Source organism: Nocardia sp. CNS-044 (genome assembly GCF_059570515.1).
Map to the genome: position 1 here is coordinate 96,908 of NZ_JCANSX010000013.1, position 18,116 is coordinate 115,023.

Genomic DNA, 18,116 nt, shown 5'->3' on the forward strand with positions numbered 1-18,116 from the left:
GCGGGATCCATGCGTAAGGAGGGGCCGCGGTGATCAAGGTGTTCCTGGTCGACGATCACGAGATCGTCCGGCGAGGGCTGACCGATCTGCTGGAGAGCGATCCCGAGCTCGCGGTGATCGGCGAGGCGGGCGATGTCGCGCAGGCCATGGCGGGCATCCGCGTGGCCCAGCCCGATGTCGCGGTGCTCGACGTGCGGCTGCCCGACGGCAACGGCATCGAACTGTGCCGCGATCTGCTCGCCGAAATCGACGGCCTGCGTTGCCTGATCCTCACCTCTTATACCGACGAGCACGCCATGCTGGACGCGATCCTCGCGGGCGCTTCGGGTTACGTGGTCAAGAACATCAAGGGCATGGAACTGGCCGAGGCCATCAAGGCCGTCGGCGCGGGCCGCTCGCTGCTGGACAACCGGGCGGCGACGGCGCTGAAGGCTCGGCTGCGCGACAGCGTCGAGGCCGACGGACCGCTGGCCGGACTCACCGAACAAGAGCGCAAGCTGCTCGCATTGCTCGGCGAGGGTCTGACGAACCGGCAGATCGCCGCGCGGATGTTTCTCGCCGAGAAGACGGTCAAGAACTACGTGTCGCGACTGCTGGCCAAACTGGGCATGGAGCGACGCACCCAAGCCGCGGTGCTGGCTTCGCGCCTGCGGGAGGGGTGAGCGGCTTCGCGCCATGTCCGAAGGAGCGGCGCTGCCCCTGCGGACGATGCTGCGGTTCAGTCCTTTTCGGCGGGCGCGACGATCGTCAGGTCACCGTCGTAGCGGCGGTAGAGCAGGTGACCGCGGCGGGTCTCCACGTCGGTGAAGAACAGGAACGGCAGGCCCGCCCCGCACAACCTGGTCGCCGCCTCGGACTCGCTGAGCAACGGGCTCGGCTCCGAATGCACCGTCATCGGTAGCGAATTCGCGCTCAGCAGCCGGATCCGCTCGAGCGGGGTGATCGTGGTCCACTGGCGGACGAGTCGCACGCCGAACGGGTCCGACCAGTGCACGATGGCGTCCTCACCGGTCTCGGCGTCGGTGAACAGGTACGCGTCGTAGTCCATCGCGTCCATCACCGCGGTCGCCTCGGCGGGCGTTCCGGTGAGCAGCGCGCACTCCTTGCGGCGGATGATCGGCCGCTCCTCGGTGACCTTGGCCAGCGGCGGCCGCGCCGGATCCGGCCACGCCCGAGACTGATTGGCGACCAGCCTGCTGAGCTGACGGTCCAACCGCTCGACGGCGAAGGTCACGGCGAACCCGCGCGGCCCGGTGACCTGCACCCGGGTCGGTGTGTCGGGCAGCCGCACGTTGGCCTGCACCACCGTCGGTTCGTCCGAATCCGGTGGGGCGGTGACGCGCACGCGCGCGGGCACGTCCAAGTGGTGGCGGCGCAGCACCCGTCCGATGGCGCGCACGGCACGCGTCACGTCGGCGGGCGGCACTGCGCCGCGGGTGGTGACCGCGAGCTCCGGATCCGCGGCGCTGGACCAATGTTCCGAGGAGTACAACGATTGCAACGAATTCATAGGACACCTCTACTCTCAATTCACCCAGTGCCGCTATCCCACCTCTGCAACGTCGCCGCGAACAGGGCCGAAAGTCCCCGATCCGCGAATTACACTGGCTGAAGCGCTGTTCACGCGCCCACCCGAACAGGAACCGACATGACCGAAGACAGCGGTAACGGCCTGTACTCGGTACGCGACACGCTCTCGCAACTGCGCCTGCGCGAATTGCTCAGCGAGGTGAAGGAGCGTGTCGAGCTGATCATCGACTCGCGCGACCGGATGGACGGTCTCGTCGAGGCGATGCTCACCGTCACCTCCGGCCTCGACCTGGACGACACGCTGCGCGCGATCGTCCGCACCGCGACCAGCCTGGTCGACGCACGATACGGCGCGCTCGCGGTGCGCGGGCACGACAGGCAGGTCGTCCAATTCATCGATGAGGGTATGGACGAGGTGGTCCGGCAACGCATCGGCCGGCTGCCCGCCGGACACGGAGTGCTCGGCGTGGTGTTCAATCGCCCGAAACCGCTACGGCTGGACGACCTCACCGAACATGTCGAGTCCGTGGGTTTCCCGCCGGGACATCCGCCCATGCACACCTTCCTGGGCGTGCCGGTGCGCATCCGCGACGAGGTGTTCGGCAGCCTCTACCTCACCGAAAAGGCGGGCGGGCAACGGTTCACCGAGGACGACGACGTGCTGGTGCAGGCGCTGGCCGCCGCGGCGGGCATCGCCGTCGACAACGCGCGCCTCTATGAATCGGCCCGCACCAGGCAGGCCTGGATCGAGGCCACTCGCGATATCGCCACCGAATTCCTCGCGGGCACCGAATCCGAGCGTGTCCTCGCGCACGTGGTGGATCACGCGCGCACGCTGACCGGTTCGGACCGCTGCTTCCTCGCCGGACTCGACGAGCACGGAACAACAGACGAGATAGACGAACTCGTGCTCACCCAGTGGTCGGGCCCCGGCGCCGGGCACGAGGGCTGGCTCGCCTCGACCGAGGGCACGGCGCTGGGCGAGGCGTTCACCCGACGCACGCCGCTGCGCTTCGACGACGCGGCGCGCATCGATCTCGGTGTGCCGCTGGCCGACGTGGGGCCCGCGCTGATCCTGCCGCTGTGCACGCCGGACGCCACGCTCGGCGTGCTCGTCGCGGTGCGCCCGGTCGGATCCGCGCCCTACGCCGACGAACTCGTCGAACTCACCGCCGCGTTCACCGACCAGGCCGCGCTGGCCATGCAGCTTGCCGATACCCAGCGGCGGATGCGCGAGCTCGACATCCTCGCCGACCGCGACCGCATCGCCCGCGACCTGCACGATCACGTGATCCAGCGACTGTTCGCGATCGGCCTCACTTTGCAGGGGTCGCTGCCGAAGGCGGTGATTCCCGAAGTGCGCCAACGGTTGTCGACCTCGATCAACGAGTTGCAGGAGGTCGTCCAGGAGATCCGCACGTCGATCTTCGATCTGCACAGCGACGGGCACAGCGCGGGATTGCAGCAGCGCATCGAGCGCGCGGTGCGCCAGCAGACGGCCGACACCACACTCAAGGCCACCGTCCAGGTGACCGGTCCGCTCTCCGTGCTGGAGGCCGAACTCGCCGACCACGCCGAGGCGGTGGTGCGCGAGGCGGTGAGCAACGCGGTGCGGCACTCGGGCGCCGACATGATCGCGGTGGAGATCAGCGTGGCCGACGATCTGACGATCGTGGTCACCGACAACGGGTGGGGCGTGCCGAATCACGTCATCCGCAGCGGGCTGCGGAATCTGGAGCAGCGGGCCGAGAAGTCCGACGGCAGCTTCACGGTGAGTCCGGCGGGCAAGTCCGGCGACGGGTCGAGTCTGCCGGGGACGCGACTACGTTGGTCGGTGCCGCTGCCCGCGGATTGACGCCCGGCCCGAGCAGCGACTCACCGGCGTCGACGGCCGACGTAGCAGCGCGGCGGCAGCACCGACTTCGACCGTCCCGCAACAGCTCTGCGCCGAGCGGCCTCAGACTCCCGGCGGCCCGAGCACCAGCATCGAATTGTGCCCGCCCATACCCAGCGACGACTTCAGGGTGAGACCGCCCTCGAACGGCGTCGGTCCGTCCAGCAGCCGTGGGTGCGCCGGGGCCACGATCGGCGGAGCGGGCAGCACCCCGCGCTCGTAGGCCATGGCCGCGACGGCCACTTCCACACCCGCCGCGGCGCCCTGACTGTGCCCGGTGAGCGGTTTGAGCCCGTACACGTGCGGGCGATCGTCGAACACCCGCGCGAGGAGATCGCGCTCGGCGAGTTCGCACTGCCGCGTCCCGGTTCCGTGCGCGTTGAAATACGCGATATCGCCCGCTGTCACCCCGGCTTGGGCAAGCGCGCGGTGGGCGCACTCGATGATCTGCGCGTGCTCCGGCTCCACCGACACCACGTGGTAGCCGTCGTTGGTCATCCCGCCGCCGAGCACCGCCGCGTAGGGCCGCTCGACCTCGCGGGTCAGCACGAACGCCACCGACGCCTCGGCGAAACCGAAGCCGCGGCTGCCCTCTTGGAACGGGCGGCACGCCTCGAGCGGTTCGGCGTCGGTGATCGCGGCGCCGAGGCGGACGAAATGCTCTGCCATGTCCGGCGTCGCGGACATGTCGGTGGCCACGCAGAGCACGTCGTCGGCGATGCCGCTGTCGAGCCAGAGTTTCGCGGTGATCAGCGCGACGTTGGCCGAACTGCACGCCGCCGACACGTTCATCGAGGGACCGCGGAAGCCGAACTCCTGCATCAGCACCGAGATCGGGGTGGACGGCAGCAGCCGCAGGTAGTCGCGGGAGCGGCGATGGCCCTCGTCGACCTGGTAGAAGTCGCGCCAGTTCACCACGTCGCCGAGCACGATCGCGTGCAGCAGGCCCACCGTGCGCCCCGGCCGCCAGCCGCGTTCGCGGGCGTCGGCGACCGCCTCCCGGGCGGATTCGTGCATGGCGCGGCCGTAGCGGCTGGTGCTCACCGCCTGGTCGCCGCCGTCGGGTACCAGGGTGACCCAGGCGTGCTCGTCGCGGCCCGGCCCGTACCCGGGTTGTAGCTGTGCCGCGGATTTACCGCTGAGCAGTCCCTGCCACAGGGACTCACGCCCCCATCCGTATCCGGTCACCGCACCGACCCCGGCGATGGACATATGATCTTGGTACCGCACTCTGTGTTCCGGATTGACGCCCGGCATGGCAACGCTCCTTCGCCGGATCCCCGGGCCGGACAACTCTCGGTCGGCTCTGTTCTCGAGGAACCGGAGTCTGTAATGATCACCGGTAGGGCACGACGAGGTGCCCGAACCGTGATCGAAGCAAGTGCGTCGACGCTGTGACCGCGCGCGCGTCGACACCAGAATAATCCCATGTTCCAATGGCCATAGGTCGGTCGACGATCGGGGGTTTGCGAGTGGGTGAGGAGACGACGGGCGGCGTCGTCGACGCCGAACAACTGGCGCAGCGCTACCGGTCATTGATCGAGCACACGCCGGACGGTATCTGCGTGCACGAGAACGGCATCATCGTCTACGTCAACCAGGCCACCGTCCGGCTGCTCGCCGCGCACAGCGCCGACGAGATCGTCGGCCAGCCGCTCACCCGTTTCGTCCACCCCGACTCGATCCCGGCCATGCGCGAACGCATCGAACTGCTCACCAGCAAGGGCACCGCCTCGGTGCCCACCGAGATGCTGTTGCTGCGCACCACCGGCGAGACGGTGCCGGTCGAGACGGTCTCGGTGCTCACGCCCTGGCACGATCACTTCGCCTACCAGGTGGTCATCCACGATCTGACCGCGCAACGCGCCGCCGAGGACGCCCAGCGCCGCGCCGAACAGCACTTCACCACCGTGGTCTCCCAGCTGGAGGAGGGCGTGGTCGTCATCGATCGTGGCGGGCGCATCGAGTCGGCGAACCCCGCGGCGCACCGCATCTTCGGCGGCGACGAGCGCCACGGCGACATCGTCGGGCGCACCATCGACGAGCTGCCGATGGTGCTGCTCGACGCCAACGCCCAGCCGCTGCCGCCGAGCAGGCATCCGATGGCGCGCACCCTGGCCACCGGCGAGACGATCACCGGCTACATCTTCGGGGTCGACCGCAGGGACGGGCAGCGGCGCTGGCTCTCGGGCAGCAGCAGGCTGCTCAACCCCGGCGACCCGGACTCCCCCGCGGTCTCCTCTTTCGCCGACATCACCGAATTCCGCGCCAGCCGACGGCAATTGGAGTACCAGGCGACGCACGACTCGCTGACCGGCCTTGCCAACCGCTCGCTGATCCTGTCGCAGCTGGCCAACGCGCTGGCCACCAGCGAGGACCTGCCGTACTCGACGGTGCTGTTCATCGACCTGGACGGATTCAAGGCGATCAACGACACCCTCGGCCACGCCATCGGCGACACCGTGCTGCAGATCGTCGCGCAACGGCTGCAGCGCGCGCTGCGCGCCGACGACCTGGTCGGGCGGCTCGGCGGCGACGAGTTCCTCGTGCTGCTCTCCGGCCGCGCCCGGCGGGTCGACCTGAACGTGCTCGTCGACCGGTTGCGCTCCACCATGTCCGAGCCGATCATCGCGCGCGGGCACCGTATCGCGGTGGACGCCTCGGTCGGCGTCACCGAACTCACCCCCGGCGACCGCCGCACCCCCGAGGCCGTGTTGCACGACGCCGATCTCGCCATGTACCAGGCCAAGCCGCCCGGCCAGCGCGACAGCGGTGTCGGCAAGGGCCGCACCAACAACACGCACGCGTCCTGAAAGTCACCGCATGATCGTCGAACACGCCCTGCTGCCGGTCCGGCCGGAACTGACCGCCGCCTTCGAAGCTGCCTTCGCCGAGGCGCGGCCGCTCATCGCGAGCATGCCCGGCTTTCGCTCGCTGACGCTCTCGCACTGCGTCGAGGCGCCGGGCACCTACCTGCTGCTGGTGGAGTGGGAGCGGCTGAGCGACCACGTGGACGGATTCCGGCGGTCGCCGGAGTACCAGCAGTGGAAGGCGCTGCTGCACCACTTCTACGAACCGTTTCCGGTGGTCCAGCACTTCGAGCCGGTGCGCACCGAGCCGATTTCGGCGCCCCCACCTGCGGTTACGGCGAGTGCGCCGAACGCGCAGTAGACTCGACAACTCTGTTTTCCGACGTGCGCGCGGGATCGACGCGCGCGTTCGCCCCTTCGCGGTGACAAGGAGTCCAGTTTGCCCGACCGCCTCGCCCACGACCGTGCCGTCACCGACGGCGCGGTCGAGCGGCCCCGCGAAATCGACAAAGAGCAGGCGTACCTATCGGTGCTCTACGAGCGGCTCGACGGGATGCGCGCGTACGCCAAGAACAGGCTGCGCACCGTGCTACTGGAGACCGGAGGCACCCCGCAGGCGCGCAGCGAGCGCGAGTCGTTCACCCAGCTGTACTCCGAGGATCTGGCCAAGTACGACGCCGCCGAGCACGGCCTGTGTTTCGGCCGCATCGACCTCAACGGTGACGAGCCGCGCTACATCGGGCGCCTCGGCATCCTCGACGAGAAGGACGACTACGCCACCCTCCTGCTGGACTGGCGCGCGCCGCTGGCCCGCCCGTTCTACCTGGCCACCACCGCGACGCCGGACGGCGTGACCCGGCGCCGGCACATCCGCACCCGCAACCGGCGGGTCACCGCGGTCAACGACGAATACCTGGACCTCGCTGCCGCCGAGCAGGCGGGCACGGTCGATTCCGACGGCGGCGTCGGCAGCGAGAGCGCGCTGCTGGCTGCGCTCAACGCGGCCCGGACGGGCCACATGAACGACATCGTCGAGACCATCCAGAGCGAGCAGGACGCGATCATCCGCTCCGAACACAAGAGCGTGCTCGTGGTCCAGGGCGGACCGGGGACCGGCAAGACCGCGGTGGCGCTGCACCGCGCGGCCTACCTGCTCTACACCTATCGCCAGCAGCTGGCCAAGAGCGGCGTGCTGATCATCGGACCGAACGCGACCTTCCTCGACTACATCGGCCAGGTGCTGCCCTCGCTCGGTGAGACCGGCGTGCTGCTGTCCACCATCGGCGATCTCTACCCCGGTGTGAAGGCGACCCGCGAGGATTCGCTGCGCGCCGGTCAGATCAAGGGCGCGCTGAGCATTCTCGAAGTGCTCAAGCAAGCCGTCCGCGACCGGCAGGAGGTTCCCGCCGAACCGATCCGGCTGAGCTTCGACGGCTATCCGGTGACGCTGGACAAGAAGATCGCGACCAAAGCGCGCGGCCGGGCCCGGTCCTCGCGCCGCCCGCACAACCTGGCCCGGCCGATCTTCGCGAGTTCGGTGATCGACGCGCTCACCGATCAGCTGGCCCAGACCATGGGCGCCGATCTCTCCGGCGGCCCGAGCTTGCTCAGCCGCACCGATCTGGCCGAGATCCGCGACGAGATGAAGTCCGATCCCGGCGTGCAGGCGGCCATCGCGCGGCTCTGGCCGATCCTGTCGCCGCAGGACGTGCTCGCCGATCTCCTGGCCGACCCGGCGCGGCTGGACCGCGCGGCGGCGAGCCTGAGTCCGGAGGACCGCGCGGAACTGGTTCGCCCCGACGACGGCGAGTTCAGCGCCGCCGACGCGCCCCTGCTCGACGAACTCGCCGAGTTGCTCGGCGTGGACGACACCGAGGAGCGGGAGCGGGCCCGCCGCCGCTGGCGCGCGCAGCTGGCCGAGGCGCAGGACGCGCTGGACATCCTCACCGGCTCGGCGCCGCAGGATCTCGAGGACGAACTCGACCCCGAGATCCTGATGGCTTACGACCTGATCGACGCGAGCCAGCTGGCCGAGCGCCAGGACGTGCGCGCCAGGCAGACCACCGCTGAACGCGCCGCGGGCGACCGCACCTGGACCTACGGGCACGTCATCGTGGACGAGGCGCAGGAGCTCTCGGAGATGGCGTGGCGAATGGTGATGCGGCGCATCCCGAACCGCTGGGTCACCGTGGTCGGCGACGTGGCGCAGACCGGCGACCCGGCGGGCGCCTCGTCCTGGCAGCGGATGCTGGAACCCTATGTGGCGCAACGCTGGAAGCGCACCGAGCTGACGGTGAACTACCGCACCCCCGCCGAGATCATGGCGGTCGCCGCCGAGGTGCTCGCGGTGATCGACCCGGAGGCCACAGCGCCGCGTTCGGTCCGTGAGACCGGCAATCCGCCGCGGGCGCACCGGGTCGACGCGGCCGAATTGTCCAGCGCGCTAGGCCGTTTGGTGGCCGCCGAGCAGGGGCCGGGCACCACCGCGGTGATCGCGCCGCACCCGCTGGTCGCCGAGCTGGCCGATCTGGCCGGGGAGTCGGTGCGGGTGTTGACGGTGCACGACGTCAAGGGCCTGGAGTTCGACGCGGTGTTCCTGGTGGAGCCCGCGCGCATTCTCGCGGAATCGCCGCGCGGGATGAACGACCTGTACGTGGCGCTGACCCGCGCCACCCAGCGGCTCACGGTGGTGCACAGCGAGGATCTGCCGGAGGTTCTGTCGGCGCTGGATTCCGAGTAGCCGCCGAACGCGCGAAAGCTCCGCATCGCACCCGAACGGGCGATACGGAGCTTTCGCGGGAAGCTGTCAGCGAACGGTGTGCACGATCAGGACGTCCGTGCGGGACTTGCGCGCCACGTCGGACGGCACCGAGCCGAGCAGGCGGCCCGCCAGCGTGTTCAGGCCGCGGTTACCGACGACCAGCAGGTCCGCCTGGGTCTCCTTGATCAGGTTGAGCAGCGACTCCACCGGCTCACCGACGATGGCGCGCTCGACGATCTCCTTGGCGCCCGCGGCCGTCGCCTTGTCCCTGGCGGTGCGCAGGATCTCGTTGGTCGGGGCGGAACCGCGCACCTGGTAGGCCTCGTCCTTGAGCACGTCCGCCGCGGCGGCGACGTCACGATCGTCGGTCGGATAGTAGGCGCAGGCCACGATCAGGGTGGAGCCGGCATCGCCAGCCAGTGCCGCAGCCTTCTCGACGGCCTTGTACGACGACTCCGATCCATCGGTACCGACGACAATGGTCCGGTAGGCGGTCATTTCTCCTCCAACTGTGCGGGTCGGGTGCCGACGTCCAGCGTCCCGGCAGAGTCGGGCACCAGCGCGGCGACTGCGCTCGACCATAGCCGCTATCCGGGCGGAAACAGCAGAAATCGCAACACATCACACTCGCCCATGCCCGGCTTTTCGCTCCGGCGTTCGAGCACCGAATGCGGTGGAGCCTTGGCGACCTGCGTGGATTCAATTTCTCGCGGATAATCCTGTGATTCTTCACAACCGCCATGAACGTTCTTGCGCGCCTGGGATATTCATCACAGGATACCGTCGCGCGGCGTGCGTCACACCGCCGCGCGGCGCCTCGGCGCCTACCCCGCCGAGCTCTTGACCAGTCGTGTTGAGTCTCGCCGCGGCGGCTCGCCCGCACATCGTCGCCTCCGCGACCCTCCGAATATTCGCTTATCGGCGGGATTCACCGGCCGTCGCGCCGACCAAATCGGACGCCGTGCGCAGCGAATGCCGCGCGTACTCCAGCGGCGCCATTCCGATCTCCGCGGTGAACTCACGAGAGAAATGCGCCTGATCGAAATAGCCGAGTTCGACAGCGAGCGCGGCCAAATCCCCGACCCAGCCCTTGGCGAGCAGATCCGCGCCATCCTGCAGCCGATAGCGGCGAAGCACCCATTTCGGGCCCGCGCCGACGTAGCGGCGGAACATCCGCTGCAGGGTGCGCACCGGCACCCCGAACCGCTCGGTGATCTGGTCCACCCTGGTGAGCGCGCGGTCGTGCTCCATCGCGTGGACGATCCGCGTCACCAACTGAAAGGTGGGGTCCTGATCACCGGCGCGCGGCGCGAGGAAATCCTCGATCAGCACGCGGCGGTCTTCGTCGGATTCGGCGGCCAGCACCCGTTCGGCAAGCCCCTCGGCGTCCGGGAACACCTCGGTGAGCGGCAGCGAACGATCACGGAGGGAACCGACGTCCATGCCGGTGAAAGCGCCGAACCCGCCCGCGCGGAACCGCGCGCCGAAGGTCAGCCCGCGGCCGGTCAGCTCCCGGGTGTACTTCGCGGTGCACACTCCGTTCACGAAGCCGCCGATACGGTGCGCGGAGTGTTCGAAGGTGACGTTCACGCACGGGAACGACAGCACCTCCGCGACATACGGTGAGCGATCGCGCAGATCCCAGTGCACGACCCAGTACCAGTCGACGAACTCGCCGACCCGCGGGCCCGGCGCGAGCCGAGTCAGGCTGCGATGCCGAGATTGCTCCCCGGGGTGCAGGATTCCCTTCTCGCTGTCCATCGGAGTCCGTTCGTCAGCGACCATCGCGCGCCTCCCCCGGAGGTTGTCGCTTTCTTACAAGAGCGGGCGCGCCGGCCCTGACAGAGTCGAAGTCATGACGACATCGGTGAACCCCATCCCCTCCGGCTACCACTCGATCACCTGTTTTCTCGCGGTCGCCGACGCGAACAAGGCCATCGAGTTCTACTCCGCGGTCTTCGGCGCCAAGGTGATCAGCCGCAACGACCTGCCCGACGGGCAGCCCGCGCACGCCGAACTCCAGATCGGCGACTCGACGCTGCAACTCGGTATGCCCATGCCCGCCAACGGTGTTCAGGCCCCGAACGGCGAGTGGGTGCACACCTCGATCGTGCACTACTGCCCCGACGTCGACGCCGTCGTCCAGCGCGCGATCGAACACGGCGCGCGCAGCGCCGAGGAGCCGCAGACCTTCGTCAGCGGCGACCGCTTCGGCGTCGTGATCGATCCGTTCGGCCACCGATGGGCGGTGATGACCCGCGTCGAGGACGTCCCGCACGAGGAGGCCCAGCGCCGCGTCCAGGAGTGGATGGCATCGCAGAGCTGACGCCGCGACGGACGCCATCGCGACTCAGCTCAGTCCGGCGGCGTCCATGCCGCGCAGTTCCTTCTTCAGGTCGGCGATCTCGTCGCGCAGCCTGCCCGCCAGCTCGAACTGCAACTCGCGGGCCGCGTTCATCATCTGCGCGGTGAGTTCCTTGACCAGGTCGGCGAGTTCGGCGCGCGGCATCGATTTGATGTCGCGTCCCTCGTAGACGCCCGCGCTCACCGCGCGACCGGGTTCGCCCTGGGCGCGGCGGCCGCGGCTCACGTTGCGACCCGAGCCGCCGACCTCGACCTCGTTCTCGTCGGCCTCCCGGTACACCTGGTCCAGGATGTCGGCGATCTTCTTGCGCAACGGCTGCGGGTCGATGCCCATCTGCTCGTTGTAGGCCACCTGCTTGGCCCTGCGCCGCTCGGTCTCCTCGATCGCGTGGCGCATGGAGTCGGTGACTTTGTCGGCGTACATGTGCACTTCACCGGAGACGTTGCGAGCCGCGCGGCCGATGGTCTGGATGAGGCTGGTGCTGCTGCGCAGGAAGCCCTCCTTGTCGGCGTCCAGGATCGCGACGAGGGAGACCTCCGGCAGGTCGAGGCCCTCGCGCAGCAGGTTGATGCCGACGAGCACGTCGTACTCGCCGAGGCGCAGCTGGCGCAGCAACTCGACGCGGCGCAGCGTGTCGATCTCCGAGTGCAGATAGCGCACCCGGACACCGAGCCCGAGCAGGTAATCGGTGAGGTCCTCGGCCATCTTCTTGGTGAGCGTGGTGACCAGCACCCGCTCGTCCCGGTCGGTGCGCTGCCGGATCTCGTGCAGCAGGTCGTCGATCTGGCCCTTGGTCGGCTTCACCACCACCTGCGGGTCGACCAGGCCGGTCGGGCGGATGACCTGCTCGACCACCTCGCCGCCCGCCTGCCCCAGCTCGTACGGGCCCGGCGTCGCGGACAGGTACACCGTCTGCCCGATGCGATCGGCGAACTCCTCCCAGGTGAGCGGGCGGTTGTCGATCGCGGACGGCAGCCGGAAGCCGTACTCGACCAGATTCCGCTTGCGCGACATGTCGCCCTCGTACATGCCGCCGATCTGCGGCACGGTGACATGCGACTCGTCGATGACGAGCAGGAAGTCCTCGGGAAAGTAGTCGAGCAGCGTCGCGGGCGCCGACCCGGCCGCGCGGCCGTCGATGTGGCGCGAGTAGTTCTCGATGCCGGAGCAGAACCCGACCTGCCGGATCATCTCCAAGTCGTATCGGGTGCGCATGCGCAGGCGCTGGGCCTCCAGCAGCTTGCCCTGGCGCTCGAACTCGGCGAGACGCTCCTCGAGTTCCTGTTCGATGTCGCGGGTCGCGCGCTCCATCCGGTCCGGGCCCGCCACGTAGTGGGTCGCCGGGAAGATGCGCAGCGTGTCCACCTTGCGCACCACGTCGCCGGTCAGCGGGTGCAGATAGTAGAGCGCCTCGATCTCGTCGCCGAAGAACTCGATGCGCACCGCGAGTTCCTCGTAGGACGGGATGATCTCGACGGTGTCGCCGCGGACGCGGAACGACCCGCGGGTGAAGGACAGGTCGTTGCGGGTGTACTGCACGTCGACCAGCAACCGCAGCAGCGCGTCCCTGTCGACCTCGGTGCCGACCTCGAGCTGCACCGAGCGGTCCAGGTAGGACTGCGGCGTGCCGAGGCCGTAGATGCAGGACACCGAGGCGACCACCACCACGTCGCGGCGGGACAGCAGGCTCGAGGTCGCCGAGTGGCGCAGCCGCTCCACGTCGTCGTTGATCGAGCTGTCCTTCTCGATGTAGGTGTCGGTCTGGGCGATGTACGCCTCGGGTTGGTAGTAGTCGTAGTACGAGACGAAGTACTCGACCGCGTTGTGCGGAAGCATCTCGCGCAACTCGTTGGCCAGCTGGGCGGCGAGCGTCTTGTTCGGCGCCATCACCAGGGTCGGGCGCTGCAACTTCTCGATGAGCCATGCCGTGGTGGCCGACTTACCGGTACCGGTGGCGCCGAGCAGGACGACGTCGCGCTCGCCAGCCTTGATCCTGCGCTCCAACTCCGCGATGGCCGCGGGCTGATCACCCGCGGGCTGGTGCTCGCTGACCACCTGGAACTGCCCCTCGGTGCGCTCGATGGCGCCGACGGGACGGAACTCCGAATGCGCGAGCGGGGTCGCGCCCTCGGCGGGAATCTCGGTAGCGAAAGCCATGACAACCAGCGTAGGCGCAGGCACCGACAGATTTCGCGGCTCGGTGACCCGGCGCACGCGCGGGCCCTGTCAGTGGGGCCGAACTCCCCTCCTGCTCGGCCCCACTCCCGGCGGAGCGGAAACCGAACGGAACACTCGTGCCTGGGCCGCGGTCCAGGATATCGACAGCAGTTATCGGTTGGCAAATCCTGTAATTTCAATTTTCAATTACCCCTCGCCACCTGCTCCGACCGCGATCGCGCGGCGAACCCGCGGCACCGACAACGCGCATCGCGCGCAGGACTCGACGGAACGGCCGCGACGGTAGATTCTGACTGCATGACACAGGCACCAGCAGTGAACGTGCACCGACCCAAGGTCGAGTACTTCGATGTCGCGAGCCTGACCAACACGGACCCCAAGGGGTTCGTGCGGCCGGTCGAGAGCTACCGCGTCGAACCGTGGGGCCTGTACATGGCGCGCACCGCCGACCATCCGCAGTTCCACTACATGGAGTCCTGGCTGCTACCCGAACTCGGCCTGCGCGTAACGGTTTTCCACTACAACCCGGCGCACCGGCGCGATCAGGACTACTACCTCGACCTCGGCGAGTTCACCAGGATCGAGCCGAAGAAGTGGCGGTCGGTCGATCACTACCTCGACATCGTGGTGCGCTCCGAGCGCGAGACGATCCTGCTCGACGTGGACGAACTGCTCGCCGCGCACGCCGCGGGTCTGATCAGCGCCGCCGAAGCGGAGGCGGCCATCCAGCACGCCACCGCCGCGATCGACGGCATCGCCGCGCACGGCCACTCCCTCGACAACTGGCTCGCCACCCGCGACATCGAGTTGACCTGGCTCTGACCATTCACCCGTGAACGCCGATCGCCCGGCCGGACAGGTTCCCGCCGGGCGATCGCTTTCACCGCACTCGATGGCCTCGGTCGCTGAACCGCGCCGGTTTGCGACGGGCTTGCTCACCCGCTCCCGAGGCCACGCGCCCACGAAGAACGATGCCGTTGAGGAGAAATGCCGGAAATTCTGGGACGGCCGTTCGGTCGGCTGTCAAGATCATCCAGAAGAATGGCGGCCGCGCCGGAACCGGTTACCTCGCGGTAGCGATATCGGCGGGCATCCCGATATGACGGCCGCCACTTCCCCTGCACGCACCAGAAGCACAGCATCCGGCTTTCCGAAGAATTTCCGGTGAAGTAGTCCGAAATGGTGGATTCGCGCCGTCGACGGTCAGCCGAGCACCCGTCGATAGGCCGCGTCGAACCACGGTTCCTTGACGGCGTAGTACGCCTCCGACGCGGCGTCGTCGGCGAGCCCGGCCGCCTTGGCCTCCGCCTCGCGCTTCACCGCGAGGTACTCCTCGCGGGCCGTCGCGTCCGTGCGCAGCCAGTCGCGGAACGCCAGCGCGAACCGCTGCCCCGGCGACCCGTCCACCCGGATGTGCACGTTGGCGAGGCGGCCCGGGTCGGCGTTGCCGTGCAGCCGCTTGACCCAGCGGGCGGTGTCGGTCCCGTCCGGGTCGCCCTCGGTCGGCTTCGGGTTGTCCTGCGTGACATGCGCTTTCACCGGGAACCCGGCCGCGCCGAGCGCGTCGCGCAGTCCGTCGGCCGCCGCCAGATCCGCCACGGTGACCTGCAGATCCAGCACGTCTTTCGCGGGCAGGCCCGGCACCGCCGTGGACCCGATGTGATCGATGCGGGAGGCCGCAGCGCCGCAGGCCACCCACAGTCGCGCGATCAGCCGCTGCGCCTGCGCGGCCCATTCCGGGTCGTGCGGCGCCAGCCGCAGTTCCCGTCGCGTCGCGGGCGTCCCGGTGCGCAGATTGCGCTCGAACGGCACCAGCCGCTCCTCCCACAGCCGGTGCACCACGGCCTCGACCGCGCCCGCCGGGCCGCTGTTGTCCAGCAGGACGTCGGCCACCGCGCGCCGCTGTTCGTCGGTCGCCTGCGCCGAAATTCGGGCCCGCGCATCGGCTTCCGTGACGCCTCGGAATTCCGCGAGACGACGAATTCGAGTTTCCGCGTCGACGTCGACGATCAACACCAGATTCATCAATGGCGCCAACCCATTTTCCACCAACAGCGGAATATCTTGGACGACAATGGCGTCCGCCGGGGCCGCCGAAATCAATTCCGCGGTGCGCTTTCCGACCAGCGGGTGGGTAATGGAATTCAAGGTTGCGCGAGCCGCGTCGTCGGCGAACGCGACGGCCGCGAGCGCGGGGCGGTCCAAACCGCCGTCCGCTGCGAGGATGCCGGGGCCGAACGCCTCGACCAAGGCCGCGAGCCCCTCGGTGCCCGGCGCGACGACCTCCCTGGCGATGAGGTCGGAATCGATGATCACCCCGCCACACTCGGCGAGGATCCGCGCCACCGTCGACTTGCCAGCTCCCATGCCTCCGGTGAGGCCGATCCGCAACATTCGTTCAGTTTCGCATCCACCGCCCCCACCGGGACGACCGCCCGGCGGGTGCACACCGCGCGAACACGCGGATTACCCACTCACTTCCTGAATTTCACGCTCGGCAACGCCAATTGCCCGTTCCGTGACGCGGCCGAGACCGATTCGCAACATTTACGCCGGGGCCGTGGCGCGGCCCGACAACTTTCCGACACGCCGGGGCAATTACTTCCGCAAAATACTGTGTTCCACACTTTCGTTCCGCTAATCTTCGCCGTGGCGATCCAGGCCAGTACCAGCAAAGCAAAGGAAATCCATTGGGCACCAGAATCAACCAGACGGGTCGCCACCGCCTGGGTATGGCGGGCGGGGTGCATTGCCTCGAGATCCCCGCCGTCGCGGCCGCGCTCGCCGAGCACCGCCGCTCTTGGTTCACCGCATTGATCAGTCCGGCGCGCCACAGCTTCGCGGCCATGCGAAAACGCTCCACCGTGGCCGCGACCTACTGGGTACCGGCGACCGCCAGCTGAGCTCGTTCCACGACAATGGCCCAGCCGCTCGGCTGGGCCATTCGCGTGCACCGAGCCGGGCTCAGAGCTCGGCGCCCTCCACGACGGCGGTGAACTCGCGCACCTCGGCGCGGAAGCGGGCGAGGCCCTCCCGGTCGAGGCCGGTGGCGCCGGCGATCTTCCGCGGAACCTCCCTGGCCCGTTCGCGCAGCGCCACCCCGGCCTCGGTCGGCCGCACCAGCACCGAGCGCTCGTCCTCCGCCGAACGCACCCTGCTGATCAGCCCGGTGGTCTCCAGCCGCTTCAACAACGGCGACAGGGTCCCCGAGTCGAGGTCGAGCGCCTCGCCCAGTTCTTTCACCGTCACGGTTTCGCGCTCCCACAGCACCAACATCACCAGGTACTGCGGATAGGTCAGCCCGAGGTCGTCCAACATCGGCCGGTAGAGCCGCGTGAGCGCCCGCGAGGCGGCGTACAGCGCGAAGCACACCTGGTTGTCGAGCTGGAGCTCGCTCGTCTGTGTCATGGTCACCACCTCTTTCTCGAAGGTAGTAGCCGATTGAGTGGCCCGCAATTCACCCGGCGCGATCCGGCGTTGGCGAAAGTGCGATCTTCGCATTGCGACCTGGGCGTTCGCTGGCTGCCGCCGCCTCGGCCGCGTGATCGAGCGGGTGCACCGCCGCGATGGTCAGCCGCAGTTCGCCGCCGGCGGCGAGCTCGACCAGTTCGCGCAGCACCCTGGTGCGCTCGGCGGCGCCGATCTCCTGGGCCCGCTGGGCGCCCCAGAAGCCTTTCACCACAGCCTGTTTGAAGATGAGGGTGCCGGGCGAGATGGTCCACGGCTGACCGGACAGCGCGCCGAAAGAGATCAGCTCACCGTTCGGCGCGAGCAACTCGAGCAGGTCGGCACCCGCCGGACCACCTACCTGATCCACGGCGCGCACGATCGGCGCACCGCCGGTGGCCGCGGCGGCCTGGGCGAGCCAGCCGTCGGTCTCGGTGTCGACGACCGGTTCGTAGCCGAGTTCGCGCAGCGCGCGCACCGACGCCTGGCCGCGCACCAGATTCAGCACGCGTACGCCGCGGCGACGCGCCAGCAGATTCAGCAGTCGCCCCACCGCGCCGTTCGCGGCGTTGATCACCACCCAGTCGCCCTCTCGGACGCGCAGGTCGTTCAGCAGCACCGCGGCGCTGAAGGGCATCGCGAGCAACTGGGCGGCCGTCTCGTCGTCGATCGAGTCGGGCACCGGCAGTGCCTGCGCCGCCTTGGCGACGAAGTACTCGGCCCACACCGCCGTGGCGCCGGAGACCGCCACCCGCTGACCCACGGACCGGTCGGTCACGCCCTCGCCCACCGCGTCGATCCGCCCGACGCCTTCGGTGCCGGGGATCGCGGGCAACGGCGGCCGGTAGCCGTAGACGCCGCGGATGATCGCGAGGTCGTGGTTGTGGATCGGCGCGAGATCCAGCGCGATCCGCACCTCGCCGGGACCCGGCTCGGGCAGCGGCCGATCCGCCGTGGCCAGCACATCCTTCGGCTCCCCGAATTCTTCGATGACAACGGCTCGCACGTCCGCCTCCTTCGCTAGTGGTTCGCGATACCGGATCCAGGGTAGACCACAATTAAATTGCGCCCAATGCAATAGCCGAGTGGATCGTGTCACCCTGAGGGCCGCGGTACCCGGTCGGAGTCGGT

Annotated in this window: 16 protein-coding genes; 8 read left to right on the plus strand and 8 right to left on the minus strand. The window is 68.9% G+C overall.

All coding sequences use genetic code 11. The annotated features are described in order from the left end of the window. The first annotated feature begins 29 nt into the window (after nt 1-29). Nucleotides 30-662, plus strand: a complete 633-nt coding sequence (locus tag T333_RS32755; RefSeq protein ID WP_496426911.1) for a response regulator — start codon at nt 30-32, stop codon at nt 660-662. A gap of 56 nt (nt 663-718) precedes the next feature. Here the strand turns inward: T333_RS32755 and T333_RS32760 are convergent, their stop codons facing one another. Further along, nucleotides 719-1,510: a sigma 54 modulation/S30EA ribosomal C-terminal domain-containing protein gene (locus T333_RS32760; protein ID WP_355004061.1), complete on the minus strand. Its 792-nt coding sequence runs from the start codon at nt 1,508-1,510 to the stop codon at nt 719-721. Nucleotides 1,511-1,648: 138 nt separating this feature from the next. On the opposite strand from T333_RS32760, the gene T333_RS32765 reads away from it, so the two are divergent. After that, a complete protein-coding gene (locus tag T333_RS32765) occupies nt 1,649-3,385 on the plus strand; it encodes a sensor histidine kinase (protein WP_357256035.1) in 1,737 nt (578 codons plus the stop codon). A gap of 102 nt (nt 3,386-3,487) precedes the next feature. On the opposite strand, the gene T333_RS32770 is transcribed toward T333_RS32765, so the two are convergent. After that, nucleotides 3,488-4,636: a beta-ketoacyl synthase N-terminal-like domain-containing protein gene (locus T333_RS32770; RefSeq protein ID WP_496426912.1), complete on the minus strand. Its 1,149-nt coding sequence runs from the start codon at nt 4,634-4,636 to the stop codon at nt 3,488-3,490. A gap of 260 nt (nt 4,637-4,896) precedes the next feature. Here T333_RS32770 and T333_RS32775 point away from each other — a divergent pair, with 260 nt between their 5' ends. From T333_RS32775 to T333_RS32785, 3 genes are all read left to right on the plus strand, one after another. Next, a complete protein-coding gene (locus T333_RS32775) occupies nt 4,897-6,237 on the plus strand; it encodes a diguanylate cyclase domain-containing protein (RefSeq protein WP_357256037.1) in 1,341 nt (446 codons plus the stop codon). A 10-nt stretch (nt 6,238-6,247) separates the two neighbouring features. After that, the gene (locus T333_RS32780) at nt 6,248-6,595 is read left to right on the plus strand and encodes an antibiotic biosynthesis monooxygenase family protein (protein WP_357256039.1); all 348 of its coding nucleotides are present in this window, start codon (nt 6,248-6,250) and stop codon (nt 6,593-6,595) included. Between the two features lie 78 nt (nt 6,596-6,673). Next, a complete protein-coding gene (locus T333_RS32785; protein WP_357256041.1) occupies nt 6,674-8,974 on the plus strand; it encodes a HelD family protein in 2,301 nt (766 codons plus the stop codon). A 66-nt stretch (nt 8,975-9,040) separates the two neighbouring features. On the opposite strand, the gene T333_RS32790 is transcribed toward T333_RS32785, so the two are convergent. Together T333_RS32790 and T333_RS32795 are read right to left on the minus strand one after the other, a co-directional pair. Continuing rightward, on the minus strand, nt 9,041-9,493 hold the full coding sequence (locus T333_RS32790; protein WP_141812754.1) for a universal stress protein: 453 nt from the start codon (nt 9,491-9,493) through the stop codon (nt 9,041-9,043). Nucleotides 9,494-9,910: 417 nt separating this feature from the next. Continuing rightward, complete coding sequence (locus T333_RS32795) at nt 9,911-10,780, minus strand: DUF6597 domain-containing transcriptional factor (protein WP_496426913.1); 870 nt, start codon at nt 10,778-10,780, stop codon at nt 9,911-9,913. A 70-nt stretch (nt 10,781-10,850) separates the two neighbouring features. Here T333_RS32795 and T333_RS32800 point away from each other — a divergent pair, with 70 nt between their 5' ends. Further along, complete coding sequence (locus T333_RS32800; protein WP_355004068.1) at nt 10,851-11,321, plus strand: VOC family protein; 471 nt, start codon at nt 10,851-10,853, stop codon at nt 11,319-11,321. A 24-nt stretch (nt 11,322-11,345) separates the two neighbouring features. Here the strand turns inward: T333_RS32800 and uvrB are convergent, their stop codons facing one another. Next, nucleotides 11,346-13,517 carry an excinuclease ABC subunit UvrB gene (gene uvrB / locus T333_RS32805; RefSeq protein WP_496426914.1) on the minus strand — a complete coding sequence of 724 codons (2,172 nt, stop codon included), beginning with the start codon at nt 13,515-13,517 and terminating at the stop codon, nt 11,346-11,348. Between the two features lie 318 nt (nt 13,518-13,835). Here uvrB and T333_RS32810 point away from each other — a divergent pair, with 318 nt between their 5' ends. Next, entirely contained in the window at nt 13,836-14,360 is a 525-nt protein-coding gene (locus T333_RS32810; protein WP_355004070.1) for a ribonuclease FAU-1 family protein, read from the plus strand. A 381-nt stretch (nt 14,361-14,741) separates the two neighbouring features. On the opposite strand, the gene coaE is transcribed toward T333_RS32810, so the two are convergent. Further along, a complete protein-coding gene (gene coaE, locus T333_RS32815) occupies nt 14,742-15,932 on the minus strand; it encodes a dephospho-CoA kinase (RefSeq protein ID WP_357256046.1) in 1,191 nt (396 codons plus the stop codon). 296 nt (nt 15,933-16,228) lie between these two features. Between coaE and T333_RS32820 the strand changes: the two genes are divergently transcribed. Next, nucleotides 16,229-16,441: a hypothetical protein gene (locus T333_RS32820; protein ID WP_355004170.1), complete on the plus strand. Its 213-nt coding sequence runs from the start codon at nt 16,229-16,231 to the stop codon at nt 16,439-16,441. Nucleotides 16,442-16,502: 61 nt separating this feature from the next. Here T333_RS32820 and T333_RS32825 read toward each other — a convergent pair whose 3' ends face one another. Both T333_RS32825 and T333_RS32830 read right to left on the minus strand, forming a co-directional pair. After that, nucleotides 16,503-16,946 carry a MarR family winged helix-turn-helix transcriptional regulator gene (locus T333_RS32825; protein WP_355004072.1) on the minus strand — a complete coding sequence of 148 codons (444 nt, stop codon included), beginning with the start codon at nt 16,944-16,946 and terminating at the stop codon, nt 16,503-16,505. Nucleotides 16,947-16,995: 49 nt separating this feature from the next. After that, nucleotides 16,996-17,991: a zinc-binding dehydrogenase gene (locus tag T333_RS32830; RefSeq protein WP_496426915.1), complete on the minus strand. Its 996-nt coding sequence runs from the start codon at nt 17,989-17,991 to the stop codon at nt 16,996-16,998. Nucleotides 17,992-18,116 lie beyond the last annotated feature (125 nt).